The organism is Paenibacillus sp. NPDC101420 (genome assembly GCF_050277435.1).
Lineage (GTDB): Bacteria > Bacillota > Bacilli > Paenibacillales > Paenibacillaceae > Paenibacillus_AQ.
Genome location: NZ_JBNNSE010000007.1, coordinates 130,929 through 148,756, shown reverse-complemented (window position 1 = coordinate 148,756; position 17,828 = coordinate 130,929). Strand labels below are relative to the sequence as shown.

Sequence of the window (17,828 nt, the reverse complement as noted above, 5' to 3'; positions counted from 1 at the left end):
CCTCATGATCAAAGGAGAACTGAAAATGAGAAAACTCGTTCTATTTCTTCACACATCGCTTGACGGTTTTGTTGAAGGGCCTAATGGTGAAATGGACATTGGTTGGGTTTCCTACGATGCTGATTTGGAGAAACATGCGAAAGAAATTCTGAGTACTGCCGACACTGTCCTTTGGGGACGTGGGACTTATCAGATGATGCATAGTTACTGGCCATCTGTGCCTTCGAACCCATCAGCTTCGCAGCATGAACGGAATCATGCCGAGTGGATCGAAAAGACAGCCAAAATCGTTTTTTCCACGACGCTGGAGAAAGTCGAATGGAATAATTCCAGACTCGTGAAAGAAGATGTCGAGAAAGAGATCAATAACCTCAAACAGCAGCCAGGCAAGGATATGGTCATCCTCGGCAGTCCTAGGTTCGCACACCACCTCATGCAGCTTGATTTAATTGATGAGTATAAAATTACGGTTTCTCCCGTTCTGATCGGTAAGGGATTGCCGTTATTCCAAGGTCTCAAGGAGAAGATCAATCTTAAGCTAATCGAAAACAAGACCTTTGATTCTGGAGCCATAGGCCTCGTTTACCAGACGCTAAGATGACCTTGTCACTTAAGGTGATTATGCTAACGGGGAACGTTATTGGAACGACAACAGCTGCAGTCTAATACTTTATTTTCACCAAACAACAGGACAAGATATTTATCTAAATAACAAAAATCCGATTGCGCCCAGCAGCGTCAATCGGATTTTTGTATAATAAATTATTGTTCAGCCGCCAATTGCAGGAAATGATCTGCAGCCAAACGGACAGCCAGGATACTTGCGCTGTTTAGTGAATTATCAAAGATAAGAACATGATTGTTTTTTACTGCTTCCAGTGAGTTCCACGCTTTTGAAGTTTCCTTCTCCTTGATGGCCGCCTTTGCGATATCCATATCATGCTGGATAATAATATAATCGGGATTCATGCTGTATAGACCCTCCAGAGAAAGAGCCCCACCCTCCTCGGGATATCCCTTTGGTGGCAACAACCCAAAGCCCACTGTTTGATTGTAGTACATCGTGTTTTTAGAGCCTTGAGCATTAAAATTGGCTTTTCCATCGACCCGTAGCAAGGCAAAGGTCTTATTTTCAAGACTATTTAACTGTTTTTTCGTATTGGCTATCATTTCTTGTGTTTCCTTAATGGCTTGTTCCGCTAACGTCTCTTTTCCAACAATCTGAGCACACAGCATAGTCGTTTTTTCCCAGGTATCGGTGTAGTCAATTAAGATGACAGGTGCAATCTTATTCAACTCATCATAATTGCTATCAACAGAACCCTTGAAGGTTACAATCACATCAGGCTTTGCATCCATGATCATTTCCAGATTCGCATTGCTATTGCCCAAATCAATAATCTCAGCAGTTCCGGCATAAGGCTGTAAAGTAGCGAAATCTTTCATTGCTTCAGCTGCGTTAGTTGATGCGATTGGAGGCGTATCTAGAGCGAAAAAGTAGTCCAAATACAAAGGATGCAGAACCGCTATCCGCTCAGGTCGTGTCTTGAGCACCACTCCATTGTCGCTGGCATCTGCAATTGTTCTTGGCCATCCCTCTTCCTCGATCTTGCCGACTTCAGGTGCAGTTGTGACTGAAGTTTCGGAACATCCAGCCAGTAATCCTGCTATTATAATTAAGGATGCAATCCATCCAAATAGTCTATTCATTTGGCTCCCCCTTGAGTTGTTATCATTACTATCTGTATAAATGCTTCATTAAATCACGGTTTTTCTGTATGAACAGGTCATTGTGCGAAGACACCATCCCGGTCGAATTTGCCTCTGGCGTGATGTATTGTTTGGCCTGGTTTACTGCATTGGCAGAATCCTGGAACGCTCCCGCTATCAGGTGCAGCTTACCTTCATGATGCAGAACATCACCTGCCGCATAAATACCCGGCACGGATGTCCCGCTCATTGCTGATCCTGAAATCCGATGTTCCCACAGATCAATTTTAATTTCACTGTTCACCAGTAGTTCCTTGTCGCGTTCATAGCCGTGATTAATGATGACCTCATCAACGGACAGATCAAATGCTTCTCCGTTGTCATTGCTTTTTAGCAGTACCGTCTCTATTCTTTCGTGATCCGGTGTGGCAATCAATTTTTCGATTGAAGTATTTAACAAGCACACTACGCCATTGTTCGCCAAGCGTGAAATATCGGCTTCATGTCCCTTTAAGTTCTCTTTCCGGTACGTTAAATACACCTTCTTGGCAATCGGGGCCAGTTCGTTCGCCCAGTCAACAGCAGAATGTCCCCCTCCCGATATTAGGATAGTCTTCTCTTTAAATCGGGCAAGTGACTTCACCGTATAATGCAAATTAGTGATTTCAAATCTTTCGGCACCCTCGATTTCAAGCTTAATCGGCTTCAGAATGCCTCCTCCAATGGCCAATATTACAGTTCTAGTGAAATGCTTCCGGTTTGCGGCCGTGTGCAATATAAAGTAACCTGCTTCATCTTCCGAGATGGATGTGACCTTTTCATTAAAAGCAACCTCCGGTTGGAACGTCATCCCTTGCGCAACCATTTGTTCAATAAGCTGCGAGCCAAAAATAGGTTGTAAGCCTCCCACATCCCAGATCATCTTTTCCGGATAGACATGCACCTTGCCGCCAAGTACAGGCTGAAATTCAATGATTTTGGTCTTCATTTCGCGGAGTCCACTATAAAATGCAGCAAATAATCCGGCCGGACCGCCGCCAATAATCGTAACATCAAACATTTCCTCTTCATGCATCGTTCAATCGCCTCAACTCTCTTTTTTATATCCCTAGATGCTCACGAAAAGTGCACCCCGTATATTCACTTCGGAACAAGCCTCTCTCAACCAGCTTTGGTACCAGCTTCTCAAAAAACAGTTCCATAGATTGTTCTGAACCGCCCGGCAAGGCGATGAAGCCATCCATAGCCCCCGCTTCAAACCGCTCAATAATATCGTTCAGTACATCCTCGACTGTCCCGACAGATACCCAATGAGCAGATCCGACAACCTCCGGCCTGTCCAGGATCTCTTTCACTGTAGGCTGGTTTTTGATAATATACCGCCGCAATAGTTCGGCATGTGTCCGGCTGCGGACGGCCTGATTTGGATCGGGTAACATATCGGCAGTTACGCGCCTATCTATGGAATAACCGGTTAAATCAAGACCTAACACCGATTTAAGCGATGCATGTCTGCGCTCAAGACTTAAATTCGCATGTGCGGTCTTATGTAATTCAAGCGCTTCTTCGCGCGTATCAGCCAGGAAAAAATATAAGCCCGGCAAAACTCTGATGGCATCCGGATCACGTCCCTGCTCTGCCGCTCTTTTTCTCAGATCATTTCTTAGCTCCACTCCTGATTCGATATCCGGCATTGCTGCAAAAATAGCATCTGCAACGGAAGAAGCGAAATTCCGCCCAATATCCGAAGCGCCTGCTTGAAATAGCGGAGGCGTTCCTGACCTGTGAGCAGGCAAAGTAAGTGGTCCTTTTACACTGAAAAATTCTCCGGAATGATTTATAGCAGTCACTTTATCCTTATCCGAGAACATACCCGACAGACGGTCGATAACAATCGCTTCATTCGGAAAACTCTCCCACAGCTTGCATACAACATCCGTGAACTCTTTTGCCTTGGCATATCTCTCTTCCGGTGAAGGCATAGGTGAATCGCTGAAATTATCGGCGCCTTCAATAGATGTGACAATATTCCAGCCAGCACGTCCATTGCTCAGCCAGTGTAAAGACTGAAGCTGTCTTGCTACAACATAAGGCGGATTAAAAGTGGTAGAAATCGTCGTCACTAGTCCGATCCGTTCGGTTTCACGGGCTATCGCTGCAAAAAACAATGCAGGGTCCGGGCTGCCGAAATTAGAGGAATCCCCTAACATCTGCGGGCTAACATACAGATAATCAGCCCTGAATAGAAAATCGAGCTTAGAATTCTCCGCCATTTTTGCCAAATCAATATAATATTCGATAGACCCCATCTTTTCGACTCCGCTATCCGGGTGCCGCCAGCCGTCTCCTTTCATCCAGGTTGCATTTAAGGACAACCCAATACATAATTGTCTGTTTCCTGTCATATCTACCAGCCTTTCATTTATAATCAATTTACTGATAATGATTCTCAGTTACAAGGGTGAGTTTATCAAAAATTTAAATGAATTCAAATGTACAAATCTTAAATTCTACATGCATCATTATTTAATCTAAATAAAAAAGTCTGCACTTCTGGTTCATCACCAGTAGCTGCAGACTTAATTCAAGTATAAGAAACTCAATATGTATATTATCTAATTATCTATAGGTAGAGGGAGAAACACCGAATTTCTTTTTAAATAATCGGCTGAAATACAACGGATTGTCATAACCGACACGGTCTGCAATCTCGTGGATAGGAAAATTGCCTGCTTTGAGTAAGTCACAAGCTCGTTCCATACGATAATTAACGACATAGTCGATTGGGCGCAGCCCCGTGTATTTGTGAAAGAAGTAAGAGAAGCGGTTCGTACTCATTGCATGCCGTTCCGCTAACTCACCGAGTGTAAGTGAATTCATATAATGGAGTTTAATGTATGCGAGGGCTTCGTCTACCATCCTTTGATTCGGTGAACTGTCGTTCTCTCTGTAACTGCAAGCAATCAGAACCTGATGCATTAGGCTTAAGAACAGCTCTTTGATACGCAGCTTTCCAATCTCTCCGGATGGATGAGTATTCTGATGAAGCATGATTAGTAACTCAATAATTTTTAGATTGGCTCCTGGCTCCAGCTTGAAATGAGAGTCAAATTCGGTAGTACAATTCATTTCTTCTGGCATATCCAATTTATAAAAAAGGGAGTAATACTCAAGCTCTGATTGTCCTATAACCTGCGAATCCATTTGCATACCTGGAGCCGCATGAAAAACTGACCCTGGCCGTAATTCATATACGGTTCCATTCACACGTATTCTGGCTCCCCCGCGAATGATAAACAGAAATCCATGCTTAACGGTGGTAAATTCACTTAATAAACTTTTGGGCTGGATGACTAATCTGCTTCTATCTTCTATATCATAGACACCTTTAGTAAATGCCTTTGCTAATTTGTCCAAATTTATCAATGTTCTGCACCTGCTTCCTAGCACCATGCTTCTTTTAAAATCAGATCGGATTCTGATATTTATTTAAAATAGTATAGACAATAGTGTGCAAAATTGCTAGAAGTGTAGTAGATATTCTACTGTACATTGCACCCAAGAAGATGCTCAGGAGATTTTGGTTGAAAATATGCCGTCTTCATTACAATCAATTTGAAGAAGTTCATCCTGTAAAATCCAAACATCAGTGTTTTCAACAAAGAAATGAAATCCACCAATGGATTGAACCCATGCTGGATCGATCGGTGTAGCACTTGCATTAATTCCAACAGTGAAAGCATCTGAGCCTCCACCGGCATATTTTGCATAAATTCTTACATATTGACCCTCTTCCAAATCCCATTCATTCTTAAATGAATCCAATGCTTTTTCGGAAACTGCAAATGATATCATTCCTCTTCTCTCCTTTCTGCTGTTTAATCACATTTTTTTATTTCGCCACGATAATTGGCCATTCTGAAACTGGCTCCGCATCCACATGAAGCTTTTGCATTAGGGTTATTCATAGTGAATCCGCCTACCATTCCACTCTCTTCATAGTCAATTTCAAGCCCGTCAATATATGGAATACTATTCGGGTGAACCAAAATACTAAAATCCTTTTTATTTAATACAATGTCCTCTTCTGCCTGCTGTTCATCTACGACTAGGGTGTAGGATAATCCACTGCATCCCCCTTCATCAACACCCACTCTAAGGAATGGATTTCGGATATTTGCACTTAATAAGATTTCAGTGATTTTTTCTGATGCCTTATCACTGACCTCGATGATCATTGTAAACTCCTCCTTCGGTTATTTGTTTTTCAAACCTAAAGATTGGATACCCGTTCCTATCTTGGTATACGTCCTATGGATAGTACAAAATAACGTGGGCTTAAAATGCTTTGATGAATTAGACGGCATGAAATGTGACTTCCAAGAAAATTGGTATGTATACATCGTATCCGGACACTTAGTAAACATTTTTGTTTATAATGTCTAAACTACAGTTCAGCTTTGACTTTGTCAACATTTTTGTTTAAAATGTAGTCTGTGATGTAGATTTAGTTGCTTCAAAAGGAGGTGCACCTTGAGCCGAAATCATACCAAAAAAGATGTCTCAACCAAGACCCGAAGAGCGATCATTGATCTGTTAAAGCAGCAAGGGGGAATGGATGTTATGGCACTCTCCTCCCAGTTTTCGCTATCTGGAATGGCTATTCGTCAACATTTGAATGCGCTGAAAGAAGAAGGGTTGGTAACTAACAAAGAAGAGTCCCGTCCCATGGGTCGACCCACCAAGCTATGGATCTTAACACCCGCGGCCGATCGGTTTTTTCCAAGCGGATATTCGGATTTATCCGTCAGTTTGATCAATTCTATGAAAGAAGCTTTCGGAAATGAGGGGCTGGACAAGCTGCTGGCTGTTCGAAATAAGAATATGCAAGAACAATATCTTCAGCATCTTGGTGATACAACAGACGTTAGAGAGAAACTGGAGAAGCTGGCCGAGATTCGAACAAATGAAGGTTATATGGCCGAGGTTAAGGAGCAGGAAGATGGCAGTCTTTTATTCATTGAGAAACATTGCCCGATCTGTGAAGCTGCTGCTGTGTGTACCGGGTTATGTAAGAATGAGTTGCATCTATTTAAAACTGTTCTAGGAAATAATGTTCATATTGAACGGGGGGAGTACATTTTAGCGGGAGGAAGAAACTGTGTATATACGGTTAGGCAAAATAAGCTGCCGTTTTAGCGACTTTTAAAGGGACTATGTTCTTGTCCCTCGATCTTAAAACCGGCGGTGCGACGGATGAAAGAGCCAGCCGCCTATGAGATTTATGGGAAGTAGCTCATTTTTCAGATTATCGAATACACTAGTCCATTCACAATACCTTGAAAATCTACAAGCTCACACCCTATCTCCCCCCATACACATAGTTAGTAAGAACAGCCCTTCTGCCACCATCGCACTATTACATACAACGGTAACTTCTCACGCTTCTTAAAGAGTAAAAAGAAGATGCCTAATTCAGCTAACAAAATGGTAATATTCACTATCGAGATCTTGAAGTATACCATACCCCAATCCCAGGAATAAGGTGTATAATCAGCAATCACAACCCATGCTCGACAACAGGATCATGATTTCTTCTGCCGATGTTATCTCCATCGTATAATTCACCCCCTGCGGTAAGATGAAGAACAGAATTTAGAGTGTACTAAATTCTTTGTCCTTGCCTCCTACGGATTTACACCGATTGAGAACGGACGTGCACCTACAGGAATAACACTAATCACAGCCTGGGTAACCATATTCGTAGCCCCGTCAATGACGGTAACAATATCCGAGTTGAATTCAGCTACATAAATAGAATTGTTTAAGGAATTCACACCTATCTCCGTTGGAAAAGGAGAACCGCCGGCGGGAATAATGGTAGTCACCACAGTGTTGGTCGCTCCGTCCATAACGGATACGTTGTTGCTGTTCAAATTAGCAACATAAATACGATTGGTTAACGGGTTTATGGCTACCCCGGAGGATTCGCGCCTACAGGGATGACTACTATCACCGCACCTTTTACTCCGTTGATCACAGAAACATCATTGCTATTGAAATTGGAACAATAAATGCGGTTAACGGAGCCTGTGTGTCTATACAGAAAATGAAATTCTAGTTTTTAAAAATTGTTATTTCGATGAATCTTGGTATTCAGTATCTCTTGACGAAAGTACGCGAACATAATCGGATCCGATAGTAAATTATCAACCTATGTAAATGCACTCACTAAAGTGGGATTTGTCATTGAGCAAATGATTGAGCAATCTGATGATAACTTATGTAGTTGCGGGACGATAAAAGCGATTTTTCAAAAAAAGCAAAAATGCTTCCTGTAACTTCTGTAATTAAAGCAAGAAAACTCTAGCATCCGATACCTATTGAAACAACACCTTACAACGTAATGATTATTAAATAAGCCGATCCAGAAAAGGATCGGCTTATTTAATAGCTTTTTTAACGTCAATCTTGTCTGTTCTCAACAGATTTCATGCGGTTTTGATCGTCAGGCACTCGGTCATTACTGAATTCCTGGCCTGCTTCTACTTCACCATGACCGGAAACACTTCGGGCAAAATTTGTGAACTGCCTTTTTTGCTCATCTAGCTTGTGTTTACTCTTAAGAAGCTCCTGCGGATCCTGATTTGTCATAATGCTATCCTCCCAAAATGGAATCATGCAGTTTATTCGCACTACAGAAGTTTTCCATAATAGAGCGGTGCTTATGCAAGAATTTCAAATACTTTATTCAAAACAAGGTATTCTAAAACAACGATCCCAACGCAAAGAATAATAAAAAACTGAAGTCTTGCCGTATTCATTCTATCCTTCCAATACTCTCCTCGGAATAATGAAACGATGTTAGGTGTAAAAGTATGTCTAATCGTTTCGTTATAATCATCATTATCCACAAAGAACACGCGAAACAATACTTTATATACTGGAATATTTAAGAACAGTAGAAAAATGATCATCACAAGATCGAGACTCAATTTACTCGCCTCCCAAGATTCACTTATCCTAATTTTACCACATAAATAACTCTAGACATTGGAGGTCGATGATAATTTTATAATTGCTCCATTCAATAAAAAGACCACCATTCGATACTCTAATAGGTAATATCATTGTATCCACCGAGAGAAAGTTTCTTTTATAGAAACTTTCTCTCTTTATTTGAGCTTATTCAAGTTCTCTCTTAATATTGACCTACATAAAGGAGGTGAAAGTATGAATTCAAAAATCCTAATAGCACTAATGTCACTTGCACTAAGTGCTTTTGCCATTGGAACAACAGAATTTGTTATTGTTGGTATTCTGCAAGAGGTAGCTTCTGATCTTGGCATATCGGTTACGCAAGCTGGGACTCTGGTGTCTGGGTATGCAATTGCCCTTGCTATTGGAACCCCGATTATCGTTGTTATTACAGGTAAATTCCCTAAAAAAGGATATCTACTGTTCCTCATGATCGTATTCACTGCAGGGAACGCTCTGGCAGCATTAGCTTCTACCTATTCCATTTTGCTCTTAGCAAGGATAATTACAGCTGTTGCACATGGTGTGTTTTTCGCTGTTGCAGCTACAGTGGCCGCAGATATGGTCCCTACTAACAAAAAAGGCACCGCCATCTCCATCATGTTCACCGGGTTAACCGTCGCTACCATTCTAGGTGTTCCCCTTGGGACATATATCGGTCAGGAATTTGGATGGCGGATGTCATTTGCGGTGGTTGCTGTATTAGGACTAATAGCTTTGTTTGTCACTATTATTGCCGTGGAAAAAATTCAGCGTTCAATTCACTCACCGAGCCTTAGAGATGTTGGTAGTCTGATTGCCAACCCACGTATCATCGCTGCACTGCTAATGACAGTACTGGGTTTCGGCGGAACCTTCGCCTTATTTACGTATATCTCTCCTATCCTTAAAGAGATTAGCGGATACTCAGCCTCGTCTATTTCATGGCTGCTGTTGGTTTACGGAGTTGCTGTGGCATTTGGGAATATTATTGGAGGGAAATTAGCAAATGGACATCCTGTAAAGTCGCTCCGATTTGTATTCCTGTTTCAGGGCATTGCTCTGCTGTTGCAAATATGGCTGCTACCCAACAAGACGTTCACCATTTTATCCCTTATATTAATGGGCTTCTTCGCTTTTATGATGTCTTCCGGCGTACAGGCTTACATTCTAATGCTTGCAGAAAAGCTGGTACCTTCTGCTAAGGATGTCGCTTCTGCATTAAACATCTCTGCATTTAATATTGGGATAGCTGCTGGTTCTACATTAGGTGGGCTTGCAGTAGACCATTTGTATATTATGGATACGGCTTGGATCGGTTCAATTATGGCTGGATTGGCTTTTTTACTCGCAGCTATAAACTACAAAATGGATAAGAAACAGAATATTTATGTTGAGGAGAGAGGATAAATGGATTTAAAAGCATTAGACCTATTAGAGAAGGAATTGGAATTTACAAGTTTTAGCCATCAAGATGCACTCGCTATTGGCAACCGGATTGTGCAGTGTGCCCAAGATAACAAAGTAGCGGTAGCCGTGCATATTGAACGTAACCGAGTTCCCGTGTTTACGCATCTAATGGATGGTACTTCGGAAGAAAACTACGAATGGTTATTTCGCAAAAAACGGATCGTTGATCATTATAACCGAAGTTCTGCCTACATTGAGCAACGCTTTATCCAAAGTGGTGCTTCTCACACAGAACACTCCCTGCTTTCCACGTCAGAGTATCAAGCAGTGGGTGGTTCTATTCCCATCCGTGTCAAAGGTGTTGGGGTTGTCGGGTCCGTAACAGTCGGAGGTTTGACCGGCGAGTTAGATCATGCTTATGCAGTTGAGGGCCTTCACCTGTTTTTAAAAGGCGAATAAGTGTCATAGTTATGGTCATGACCATAACTACTTTAATATAAATGAGAGGGTTAGGCGTAAAGCTCAACCCCTCTCATTTTCATTCATAATAGTTCATCAAGAGCCATTTTCGATGTAATCTTTATGTTTCCCAAATAACCCCTTTATAGAACAGACTAATTCATTGAAATGCGTTGAGGTTCTCTGGCGAAAGAACTAACCAGTATAATGTTACTTTATATAAGCTAAAATGGAATTAAATGTTTTTATTTGTATGCCAATAATTCAATTATAGTTTTGAGGTGAATCAATGGATCAATATGAGGTTGCAACCTTAAAAAAAGGTCTACTCATTCTAGACGCTCTGCAGCAAGGTGAACCCATGAGATTGACTGAGATTATGCACCGGTTTAACCTTAATAAGTCAACAACTTTTCGTCTGCTTTATACGCTGGAATTGACAGGTTTTATTCAAAAAGAAGGTCTCACGTACAAAGCTTCTGAATTAAAGGGGCACTATTCATCATCTGCTAACACTCGACTTAATTGGTTAGTTGTTCCATCCCTGCATCAATTAGCGAATGAACTTGGCGAAACCGCATATATTGGGGTTTTAGATGGTATGAAAGTCATGACAGTACAAGTGGTGGAGAGCAATCATGCCATCCGTAGCCACACACACGTGGGTGATTCTGCTTATGCCCATCTCAGTGCCTTTGGAAAAGTAATCCTGGCGCATCTAAGTGATGAACAACTAAAAGAAATGCTTATACATCTTACCCAGTACAAAGCAACAAAGCATACTTTTGACGACAACCATTTATTAAAAGAGCATCTTAATGTAATCCGTCAACAAGGATACGCCATTGATGATGAAGAAACAGAAGTGGGTTTACGCTGCGTTGCAGCACCTATATTTTATAATGGTAAAGTGATTGCTGCATTGGCTATATCCGGCCCTGCTGCACGATTGAACCGAAAGAGAAACCGTGCGGTAAGTAAAATATTGAAGGAATGCAGTGCACAGATTTCCAGTCAACTTTGACACGCTCAACTATTCAAATTTCAATAATTCACACCAATAACACCATCTGACGCGAAAAAAAGGCGTATCCCAAACTGGGACACCCCTCTTTAAGCTTAGCTTAACGTTTCACCCTTCGAGCAAAATCCACGAACTGAAATTTATCCAGTCGATGCCTGGACTCGGTATATTGGAAAAGCACCGTGTTCTCCAAATAAACATAGTTTCGTACTACTACAATATGCGTGTAACTCTTCAAATCAAGCAGTCTATGATCCTCCTCGGTAGAAGGCTCAACGGATATCAGCTTCTTCGCATAACTGATTTTAAGACCCAACTCCTGCTCCAGATAATCATAGAGTGAGCCTTCCGCGATTTCCTCGCTTAGGAATGGAACAATATCCGCCCGGAAATAATCCTTATCCAAAATGATCCGATCGCCTTCAATCTCTCTGGCACGAATAACTTTCCAAACCAGGGTTTCAGGCGGAATCTGTAGGTGTCTGGCGAGCGCGGAGCCTGCCGGCTCACTTATCGTCCGCTCTACCAATGTCCGCGAGGCAGTACCCAATGTATCGGCCATCTCTTTAAATGAAATCAGACCGGTAACGGGGAAATCCATTCTCGTCATATCAAGCACAAAGGAGCCTCTGCCCTTAATTTTGTGAATGTATCCTTCACGGAACAGCAGGTTCAGCGCTTTGCGAACAGTCTCTCGTGAGGTGCTGTAAGCTTCAGCAAGTTCACTTTCAGAGGGCAGCTTGGTTCCCGGTACCAGTTGTCCAGAAAGAATTTGGTTGCTGTACTCATTATAAATTTGCAAATATTTATTTTCTCTCAATTTTGATCACCGCCCTTTATTGTATCACGTCATGCCTTTGGAAGCATCGATTCAATTGGAGGGAAATTTATAGCGTGGACATATGAATTCTTATATTTACAGAAAAACAGCCCCCAGGGGCTGTCTTTCTGTAATATAAAGTCTTTGCCAATATAGCCTGTATCAACCCTTGAGATGAATAGTCAAGATGCTAGATTGTCTAGCTGCAGCTGGTCCAGTCTTCTCCTCAATCTTATCCACCATATCCTGACCTGCAGGAATGATGATAGGAGTAATCAAAGGGTAACCTGCTGCGCGGATAGCTTCCATATCAAATTCTAGCAGAAGCTCGCCTGCCTGCACCTTGTCGCCAATATTCTTATGGGTGGTAAAACCACTGCCTTTAAGCGACACCGTATTAATCCCAACGTGGATGAGTACTTGTACACCACTGGCATGCTCCAATATAAGCGCATGTTTGCTCTTGATCACATGAGCTACTGTAGCATCAAAGGGTGCATATACTTTACCCTCAGAAGGTTCGATTGCAATGCCTTCGCCCATCTGCTTCTCGGCAAAGGCAGGATCAGGAACCTGTTCCAGAGATACTGCAGTTCCACTGAGCGGAGAGATAAGCTCCAGAATATTCACGGAGTCCTGTGACTCTTGAACTGTAGGGCGGCTGTTCAAATTGTCTGTCTCGCTCACAGTACTAGTAGCCTTTGTAGCTGAGTTCTTTTCGGAACGCCCCATCACAGAACGGCCGTAGAGTACAGTGGCGACAAATGGCACAATGAGAACAATAAGCATGCCAATGAAGAACACGCCCCACTGGTTCGGGAATATCGAAAGGAAGCCGGGAATCCCCCCTACGCCAATGGACGAAGCGCGAACCTGATTAACGGTAAGAAGCATACCGGCAATCCCTGAGCCGATCATCCCGAAGATGAAAGGATAACGATAGCGGATATTCACTCCGAAGATCGCCGGCTCCGTCACGCCGAGGAATGCAGAGATGGAAGATGTAGCCGCCAAGCCTTTTGCCTTTTGTTCTCTGACTACGAACATCATTGCCAGTGCCGCGGCACCTTGTGCAATATTGGATAATGCTAACATCGGCCAGAGGAAAGTGCCGCCCTCGCTGCCGATGAGCTGCACATCAACCGCCAAGAAGGTATGATGCATACCCGTGATGACCAGAAGCGCATAGAATCCGCCGTAAATCAAGCCACCAAGGAGCGCAAAATGATCAAATACAAAGATCAGGCCGGAGGTGATGGCATTGGCAATGCCAAACGTAACCGGTCCGATAATGGTGAAGGCCAGAAAACCTGTAATCAGTAAAGTCACTGGCGCAACAACCAGCAGTTTAATGGAATCATGCACCCGGCGGTTGAGGAACTTCTCCAGCCTTGCCAGAATATAGGCCGAAACCAGCACTGGCAATACTTGTCCCTGATAACCGATCTTCTCCAAATGCCAGCCGAACAAATTCCAGGTTGGAACAGTTCCCTCAGTGGAAGCACTTGCATAGTTATAGGCACTTAATAGATCTGGGTGCACGAGAATGAGACCCAAAACGATCCCGAGCAGAGGACTGCCGCCGAAACGTGTAACAGCTGCCCAACCGATAAGTGCTGGTAAAAAGGTAAAAGCTGTGCTGGCAATCGTATTAATAATCGCCGCAATGTCTTTCCATGCGGGATAGACATCCACCAGCGACTGATTATCAAAGAAGATACCAGGCCCGGTCAAAATATTATTGATCCCAAGCAGCAAACCTGCGGTTACGATAGCTGGAAGAATAGGAATAAATATATCAGCCAGCGTCTTGATCGCACGCTGCAGCGGATTCTGTTTTCGGGCAGCAGCGGATTTCACTTCATCTTTGGAAGAACGAGAACCGCCAGTGATCTGAATCATTTCATCGTATACTTTATCTACAGTTCCCGGTCCGATAACGATCTGAAACTGCCCCTGGCTAGAAAATTGTCCTTTTACTAGTTCGTTGCGGTCCAAGGCTTCCGAATCCACCTTGCTCTCATCATACAGCGAGAATCTCAGCCGGGTTACACAATGTGTCGCAACCTCTATATTCTCCTTGCCCCCAACTGCCCGTACAATATCCTCAACATTTTTGCGGTCTATAGCCATATTTTCACTCCTTACATAATTGATTTGTGCTCCTTCTCAAGTACACCTCGTTAGCGGATTAACCACATGTAGGAAGCATAAGGACTAAGCTGAAGCTCTTGTGTTAATTCAGGTGTTTCTGTTGTATTTCCAATCAGAAGCTCGTCTTTACCACTTGATGATAACTCTGCCCAGTGACTATCTTCAAAGCGGAAGGTAATCTCTTTACTGCTGAAGTTCGAGACCACTACAAGCGCCTCTCCATCACCTGTTCTGGCGTAAGCGAACACTTCAGGATGACCATCATCGAGTCTCTTGAATACACCTTCAATGAATATCCCATACTCCTTGCGTAGTGCAATCAGCTTGCGGTAATGATTGAAGATGGAATCGGGATTGGCTAGCTCCTTCTGCACATTGATGTCCGAATACCGCTCATCAACTTTCAGCCATGGAGTACCTGTGGTGAATCCGGCATTTCGGCTGTCATCCCACTGCATCGGCGTACGGGAATTGTCCCGTGAACGTTCCTGAAGAATACTCAGGGCAGTCTCAGGGCTTTTCCCTTGTTCACACAAAATACGGTACATATTCAGTGACTCAATGTCACGGAACTCATCGATGCTCTTCCATACCGGATTTGGCATCCCGATTTCTTCCCCCTGATACACATAAGGTGTTCCCTGAAGGCCATGCAGAGTTGTTGCAAGCAGCTTGGCACTCTCTATACGGTAGACCTTATCATCAGTGAATCTGGAGAGGGCACGCGGTTGATCGTGATTGTTAAAAAATAAGGCGTTCCAGCCCCGACCTTTCTGCATTCCGGTCTGCCACTCTGTGAACAAGCCTTTCATCGCCTCAAAATCATAGGGCATTAGCTCCCACTTCTGTCCATTCGGATAATCAACTTTTAAATGATGAAAATTGAAAGTCATAGAAAATTCCCGCTCTTTAGGACTCGAGTATCGGATGCAATGCTCCAATGTAGTTGAGGACATCTCTCCGACCGTCACCATCTCATACGGACCAAATACCTCTTCGTACATCGCTTTGATGTATTCATGAACCCGTAGACCGTCAGTATAGAACTTGCGTCCATCCCCCGGTGGAACACTCCCGTCATCGTTAGGGAAGCGTTGATCCTTGGAGATTAAATTAATTACATCCATGCGGAAGCCGTCGACACCCTTTTTAGCCCAGAATAGCATCATATCATTCACTGCTCTACGTACCTTCTCGTTCTCCCAATTCAGATCGGCCTGGGTTTTATCGAAGAGAGTAAGAAAATATTGTCCCGAAGCTTCATCAAACTGCCAGGCAGGACCTCCGAACTTCGACTGCCAATTGTTGGGTAAGCCACCGTCCGGAGCCGGGTCCTTCCAGATGTAGTAATCACGATAGGAATTGTTCCTGCTTGAAATGGACTGTTTGAACCACTCATGTTCTGTTGAAGTATGGTTAACCACGATATCGATCATTAGCTTCATTTCACGTCTGTGCAGTTCCTGTACTAACTCTTCGAAATCCTCCATCGTACCAAAATCCGGGTTAATATTTTCATAATCCGCAACATCGTAACCGTTATCATGTTGTGGCGAGACATAGACCGGCTGTAACCAGACAATATCAATTCCAAGCTGCTGCAAATAATCTAATTTTTCAATAAGTCCTTTAATATCTCCTGTTCCGTTGCCTGTAGTGTCCTTAAAGCTCTTCGGGTACACCTGATACACCGTGGACCGGCGCCACCACTCCGAATACTGGGACTGACTCAAGTTGAACACCTCCAAAAGAATTACTTTATGTCAAATATTAAACCTGTATATACAAGTTCAAACACTTCACACAGTTTAAACCTGTATATACAGGTTGTCAATACTTTTGCTATCTGACTCGGAAAAAGAATAAACACTGGCGGTTCTTCTTTAATTAACCCATTTGATAATCAATTATTCTTATTACTATTTCCTATCTTAATAATTGTTCTATAATCACAACAAAAAAAGCCGCTAAGTAAGCGGCTTTTTATATACAAAGATGTCTTGTGCAGAATTCATAACGATGACGAAAATCCGCTAAGTTTAACTAAAAAATGATACCGATGATCAGAGCGGATAAAACGCTTACAAGTGTGGCGCCAAATAACAGTTTCAATCCAAATCGAGCCACAATATTCCCTTGTTTTTCATTTAAGCCTTTCACTGCACCCACAATGGTACCAATGGACCCAAAGTTAGCAAATGAGATTAGAAAAACCGAGACAATGGCTGTAGTACGCCCACTTAAACCATCTTGGATCTTAACAAAGTCAAGCATAGCAACGAATTCATTCGCAACAAGCTTTGTCGCCATGATACTGCCTGCATCAACAGCTTCATGCCATGGGACACCGATAAGAAAGGCAATGGGTGCAAAGACATACCCTAAAATTCCTTGAAACGAGATACCGAATACTCCGCTGAAAACCCCGTTAATTAATGCAATGATCCCAACGAAACCAACCAACATTACACCAACTACTATGGCTACTTTAAAGCCATCCATAATATATTCGCCCAGCATTTCAAAAAACGTTTGTTTTTCTTCTACCTGAACTTCAACAATATCTTCTTCAGGTGTAACTTCATAAGGATTAATGATGGATGAAATGATAAATCCGCCAAATAGGTTTAATATCAATGCAGCTACTACATACCGAGGTTCTAGCATCGTCATATATGAACCAACAATTGACATGGATACCGTCGACATTGCAGACGCACATAATGTATACAAGCGATGTTTTGGTAATAATCCAAGCTGGTTTTTCACCGAAATAAACACTTCATTTTGTCCTACAATTGCGGCTGCAACTGCATTATAAGACTCCAATTTGCCCATGCCATTAATTTTACTTAGTACCAAACCAATATACTTGATAATGAACGGGAGAATTTTGTAATGCTGCAATATCCCAATTAATGCCGACATAAAAACAATTGGCATCAAAACATAAAGGAAAAATGTATGGGCCCCTTCATTTGCAATCCCACCAAAAACAAAGTCAGTCCCTTCATTGGCGTATCCAAGTAATTTTGCAAAACTATCGGCAAACCCTTTAATTAAGAATTCACCTATACTTGTTTTTAGTATAATTAATCCCAAACCGATCTGAATAGCAATCATTACAATGATTGGTCGATATTTAATCTTTTTCTTATTGTTACTTCCTAGCCATGCCAGTAATAGAACAATAACCAAACCAGCAATAGAAATTAGATAATGCATTTTTAGCCC

19 protein-coding genes are annotated in these 17,828 nt (G+C 42.5%); 5 read left to right on the top strand and 14 right to left on the bottom strand.

Going from position 1 to position 17,828, the window contains the following annotated elements; translation table 11 throughout:
- Window positions 1–25: 25 nt before the first annotated feature.
- Window positions 26–601 carry a dihydrofolate reductase family protein gene (locus ACQKMP_RS25145; protein WP_042188417.1) on the top strand — a complete coding sequence of 192 codons (576 nt, stop codon included), beginning with the start codon at window positions 26–28 and terminating at the stop codon, window positions 599–601.
- A gap of 161 nt (window positions 602–762) precedes the next feature.
- Here the strand turns inward: ACQKMP_RS25145 and ACQKMP_RS25140 are convergent, their stop codons facing one another.
- The 6 genes from ACQKMP_RS25140 to ACQKMP_RS25115 form a co-directional block, all read right to left on the bottom strand.
- Window positions 763–1,710: an ABC transporter substrate-binding protein gene (locus ACQKMP_RS25140; protein ID WP_427471633.1), complete on the bottom strand. Its 948-nt coding sequence runs from the start codon at window positions 1,708–1,710 to the stop codon at window positions 763–765.
- A 28-nt stretch (window positions 1,711–1,738) separates the two neighbouring features.
- A complete protein-coding gene (locus ACQKMP_RS25135; RefSeq protein ID WP_427471632.1) occupies window positions 1,739–2,785 on the bottom strand; it encodes an NAD(P)/FAD-dependent oxidoreductase in 1,047 nt (348 codons plus the stop codon).
- A 25-nt stretch (window positions 2,786–2,810) separates the two neighbouring features.
- Window positions 2,811–4,115 (bottom strand): NtaA/DmoA family FMN-dependent monooxygenase, encoded by a 1,305-nt coding sequence (locus ACQKMP_RS25130; RefSeq protein WP_427471631.1) that lies wholly within the window; start codon window positions 4,113–4,115, stop codon window positions 2,811–2,813.
- Window positions 4,116–4,329: 214 nt separating this feature from the next.
- Window positions 4,330–5,136, bottom strand: a complete 807-nt coding sequence (locus ACQKMP_RS25125; RefSeq protein WP_427471630.1) for a helix-turn-helix domain-containing protein — start codon at window positions 5,134–5,136, stop codon at window positions 4,330–4,332.
- Window positions 5,137–5,280: 144 nt separating this feature from the next.
- On the bottom strand, window positions 5,281–5,565 hold the full coding sequence (locus ACQKMP_RS25120; RefSeq protein ID WP_427471629.1) for a HesB/YadR/YfhF family protein: 285 nt from the start codon (window positions 5,563–5,565) through the stop codon (window positions 5,281–5,283).
- A gap of 23 nt (window positions 5,566–5,588) precedes the next feature.
- Window positions 5,589–5,948, bottom strand: a complete 360-nt coding sequence (locus ACQKMP_RS25115) for a HesB/IscA family protein (protein ID WP_427471628.1) — start codon at window positions 5,946–5,948, stop codon at window positions 5,589–5,591.
- Window positions 5,949–6,243: 295 nt separating this feature from the next.
- On the opposite strand from ACQKMP_RS25115, the gene ACQKMP_RS25110 reads away from it, so the two are divergent.
- Window positions 6,244–6,909: a metalloregulator ArsR/SmtB family transcription factor gene (locus tag ACQKMP_RS25110; protein ID WP_339795826.1), complete on the top strand. Its 666-nt coding sequence runs from the start codon at window positions 6,244–6,246 to the stop codon at window positions 6,907–6,909.
- A gap of 488 nt (window positions 6,910–7,397) precedes the next feature.
- On the opposite strand, the gene ACQKMP_RS25105 is transcribed toward ACQKMP_RS25110, so the two are convergent.
- The 4 genes from ACQKMP_RS25105 to ACQKMP_RS25090 all read right to left on the bottom strand — a co-directional run bounded on the left by ACQKMP_RS25105 (window position 7,398) and on the right by ACQKMP_RS25090 (window position 8,705).
- Window positions 7,398–7,646, bottom strand: coding sequence for a YncE family protein (locus ACQKMP_RS25105; RefSeq protein ID WP_427471627.1), 249 nt, complete (start codon window positions 7,644–7,646; stop codon window positions 7,398–7,400).
- Window positions 7,647–7,684: 38 nt separating this feature from the next.
- A complete protein-coding gene (locus ACQKMP_RS25100; RefSeq protein ID WP_427471745.1) occupies window positions 7,685–7,750 on the bottom strand; it encodes a hypothetical protein in 66 nt (21 codons plus the stop codon).
- A 425-nt stretch (window positions 7,751–8,175) separates the two neighbouring features.
- On the bottom strand, window positions 8,176–8,364 hold the full coding sequence (locus tag ACQKMP_RS25095; RefSeq protein WP_339264768.1) for a hypothetical protein: 189 nt from the start codon (window positions 8,362–8,364) through the stop codon (window positions 8,176–8,178).
- 71 nt (window positions 8,365–8,435) lie between these two features.
- Window positions 8,436–8,705 carry a hypothetical protein gene (locus tag ACQKMP_RS25090; RefSeq protein ID WP_427471626.1) on the bottom strand — a complete coding sequence of 90 codons (270 nt, stop codon included), beginning with the start codon at window positions 8,703–8,705 and terminating at the stop codon, window positions 8,436–8,438.
- A gap of 238 nt (window positions 8,706–8,943) precedes the next feature.
- Between ACQKMP_RS25090 and ACQKMP_RS25085 the strand changes: the two genes are divergently transcribed.
- The 3 genes from ACQKMP_RS25085 (at window position 8,944) to ACQKMP_RS25075 (ending at window position 11,620) form a co-directional block, all read left to right on the top strand.
- Entirely contained in the window at window positions 8,944–10,137 is a 1,194-nt protein-coding gene (locus ACQKMP_RS25085; protein ID WP_427471625.1) for an MFS transporter, read from the top strand.
- On the top strand, window positions 10,138–10,596 hold the full coding sequence (locus ACQKMP_RS25080) for a heme-binding protein (protein ID WP_339795820.1): 459 nt from the start codon (window positions 10,138–10,140) through the stop codon (window positions 10,594–10,596).
- 289 nt (window positions 10,597–10,885) lie between these two features.
- Window positions 10,886–11,620 carry an IclR family transcriptional regulator gene (locus ACQKMP_RS25075; RefSeq protein ID WP_427471624.1) on the top strand — a complete coding sequence of 245 codons (735 nt, stop codon included), beginning with the start codon at window positions 10,886–10,888 and terminating at the stop codon, window positions 11,618–11,620.
- Between the two features lie 100 nt (window positions 11,621–11,720).
- Here ACQKMP_RS25075 and treR read toward each other — a convergent pair whose 3' ends face one another.
- The 4 genes from treR to ACQKMP_RS25055 all read right to left on the bottom strand — a co-directional run bounded on the left by treR (window position 11,721) and on the right by ACQKMP_RS25055 (window position 17,819).
- Complete coding sequence (gene treR, locus ACQKMP_RS25070) at window positions 11,721–12,440, bottom strand: trehalose operon repressor (RefSeq protein WP_339795816.1); 720 nt, start codon at window positions 12,438–12,440, stop codon at window positions 11,721–11,723.
- Between the two features lie 162 nt (window positions 12,441–12,602).
- Window positions 12,603–14,573, bottom strand: coding sequence for a PTS system trehalose-specific EIIBC component (gene treP, locus ACQKMP_RS25065; RefSeq protein WP_427471622.1), 1,971 nt, complete (start codon window positions 14,571–14,573; stop codon window positions 12,603–12,605).
- A 50-nt stretch (window positions 14,574–14,623) separates the two neighbouring features.
- Window positions 14,624–16,327: an alpha,alpha-phosphotrehalase gene (gene treC, locus ACQKMP_RS25060; RefSeq protein ID WP_427471620.1), complete on the bottom strand. Its 1,704-nt coding sequence runs from the start codon at window positions 16,325–16,327 to the stop codon at window positions 14,624–14,626.
- 310 nt (window positions 16,328–16,637) lie between these two features.
- On the bottom strand, window positions 16,638–17,819 hold the full coding sequence (locus tag ACQKMP_RS25055; RefSeq protein WP_042188403.1) for a NupC/NupG family nucleoside CNT transporter: 1,182 nt from the start codon (window positions 17,817–17,819) through the stop codon (window positions 16,638–16,640).
- Window positions 17,820–17,828: the final 9 nt, after the last annotated feature.

Excerpts from the sequence above, each read along its gene's own strand:
- ACQKMP_RS25140 (WP_427471633.1), bottom strand. The coding sequence starts at position 1,710 with ATGAATAGACTATTTGGATGGATTGCATCCTTAATTATAATAGCAGGA.
- ACQKMP_RS25075 (WP_427471624.1), top strand. The coding sequence starts at position 10,886 with ATGGATCAATATGAGGTTGCAACCTTAAAAAAAGGTCTACTCATTCTA.
- ACQKMP_RS25120 (WP_427471629.1), bottom strand. The coding sequence starts at position 5,565 with ATGATATCATTTGCAGTTTCCGAAAAAGCATTGGATTCATTTAAGAAT.
- ACQKMP_RS25135 (WP_427471632.1), bottom strand. The coding sequence starts at position 2,785 with ATGCATGAAGAGGAAATGTTTGATGTTACGATTATTGGCGGCGGTCCG.
- ACQKMP_RS25085 (WP_427471625.1), top strand. The coding sequence starts at position 8,944 with ATGAATTCAAAAATCCTAATAGCACTAATGTCACTTGCACTAAGTGCT.
- treP (WP_427471622.1), bottom strand. The coding sequence starts at position 14,573 with ATGGCTATAGACCGCAAAAATGTTGAGGATATTGTACGGGCAGTTGGG.
- ACQKMP_RS25145 (WP_042188417.1), top strand. The coding sequence starts at position 26 with ATGAGAAAACTCGTTCTATTTCTTCACACATCGCTTGACGGTTTTGTT.
- ACQKMP_RS25130 (WP_427471631.1), bottom strand. The coding sequence starts at position 4,115 with ATGACAGGAAACAGACAATTATGTATTGGGTTGTCCTTAAATGCAACC.
- ACQKMP_RS25080 (WP_339795820.1), top strand. The coding sequence starts at position 10,138 with ATGGATTTAAAAGCATTAGACCTATTAGAGAAGGAATTGGAATTTACA.
- ACQKMP_RS25095 (WP_339264768.1), bottom strand. The coding sequence starts at position 8,364 with ATGACAAATCAGGATCCGCAGGAGCTTCTTAAGAGTAAACACAAGCTA.
- ACQKMP_RS25115 (WP_427471628.1), bottom strand. The coding sequence starts at position 5,948 with ATGATCATCGAGGTCAGTGATAAGGCATCAGAAAAAATCACTGAAATC.
- ACQKMP_RS25055 (WP_042188403.1), bottom strand. The coding sequence starts at position 17,819 with ATGCATTATCTAATTTCTATTGCTGGTTTGGTTATTGTTCTATTACTG.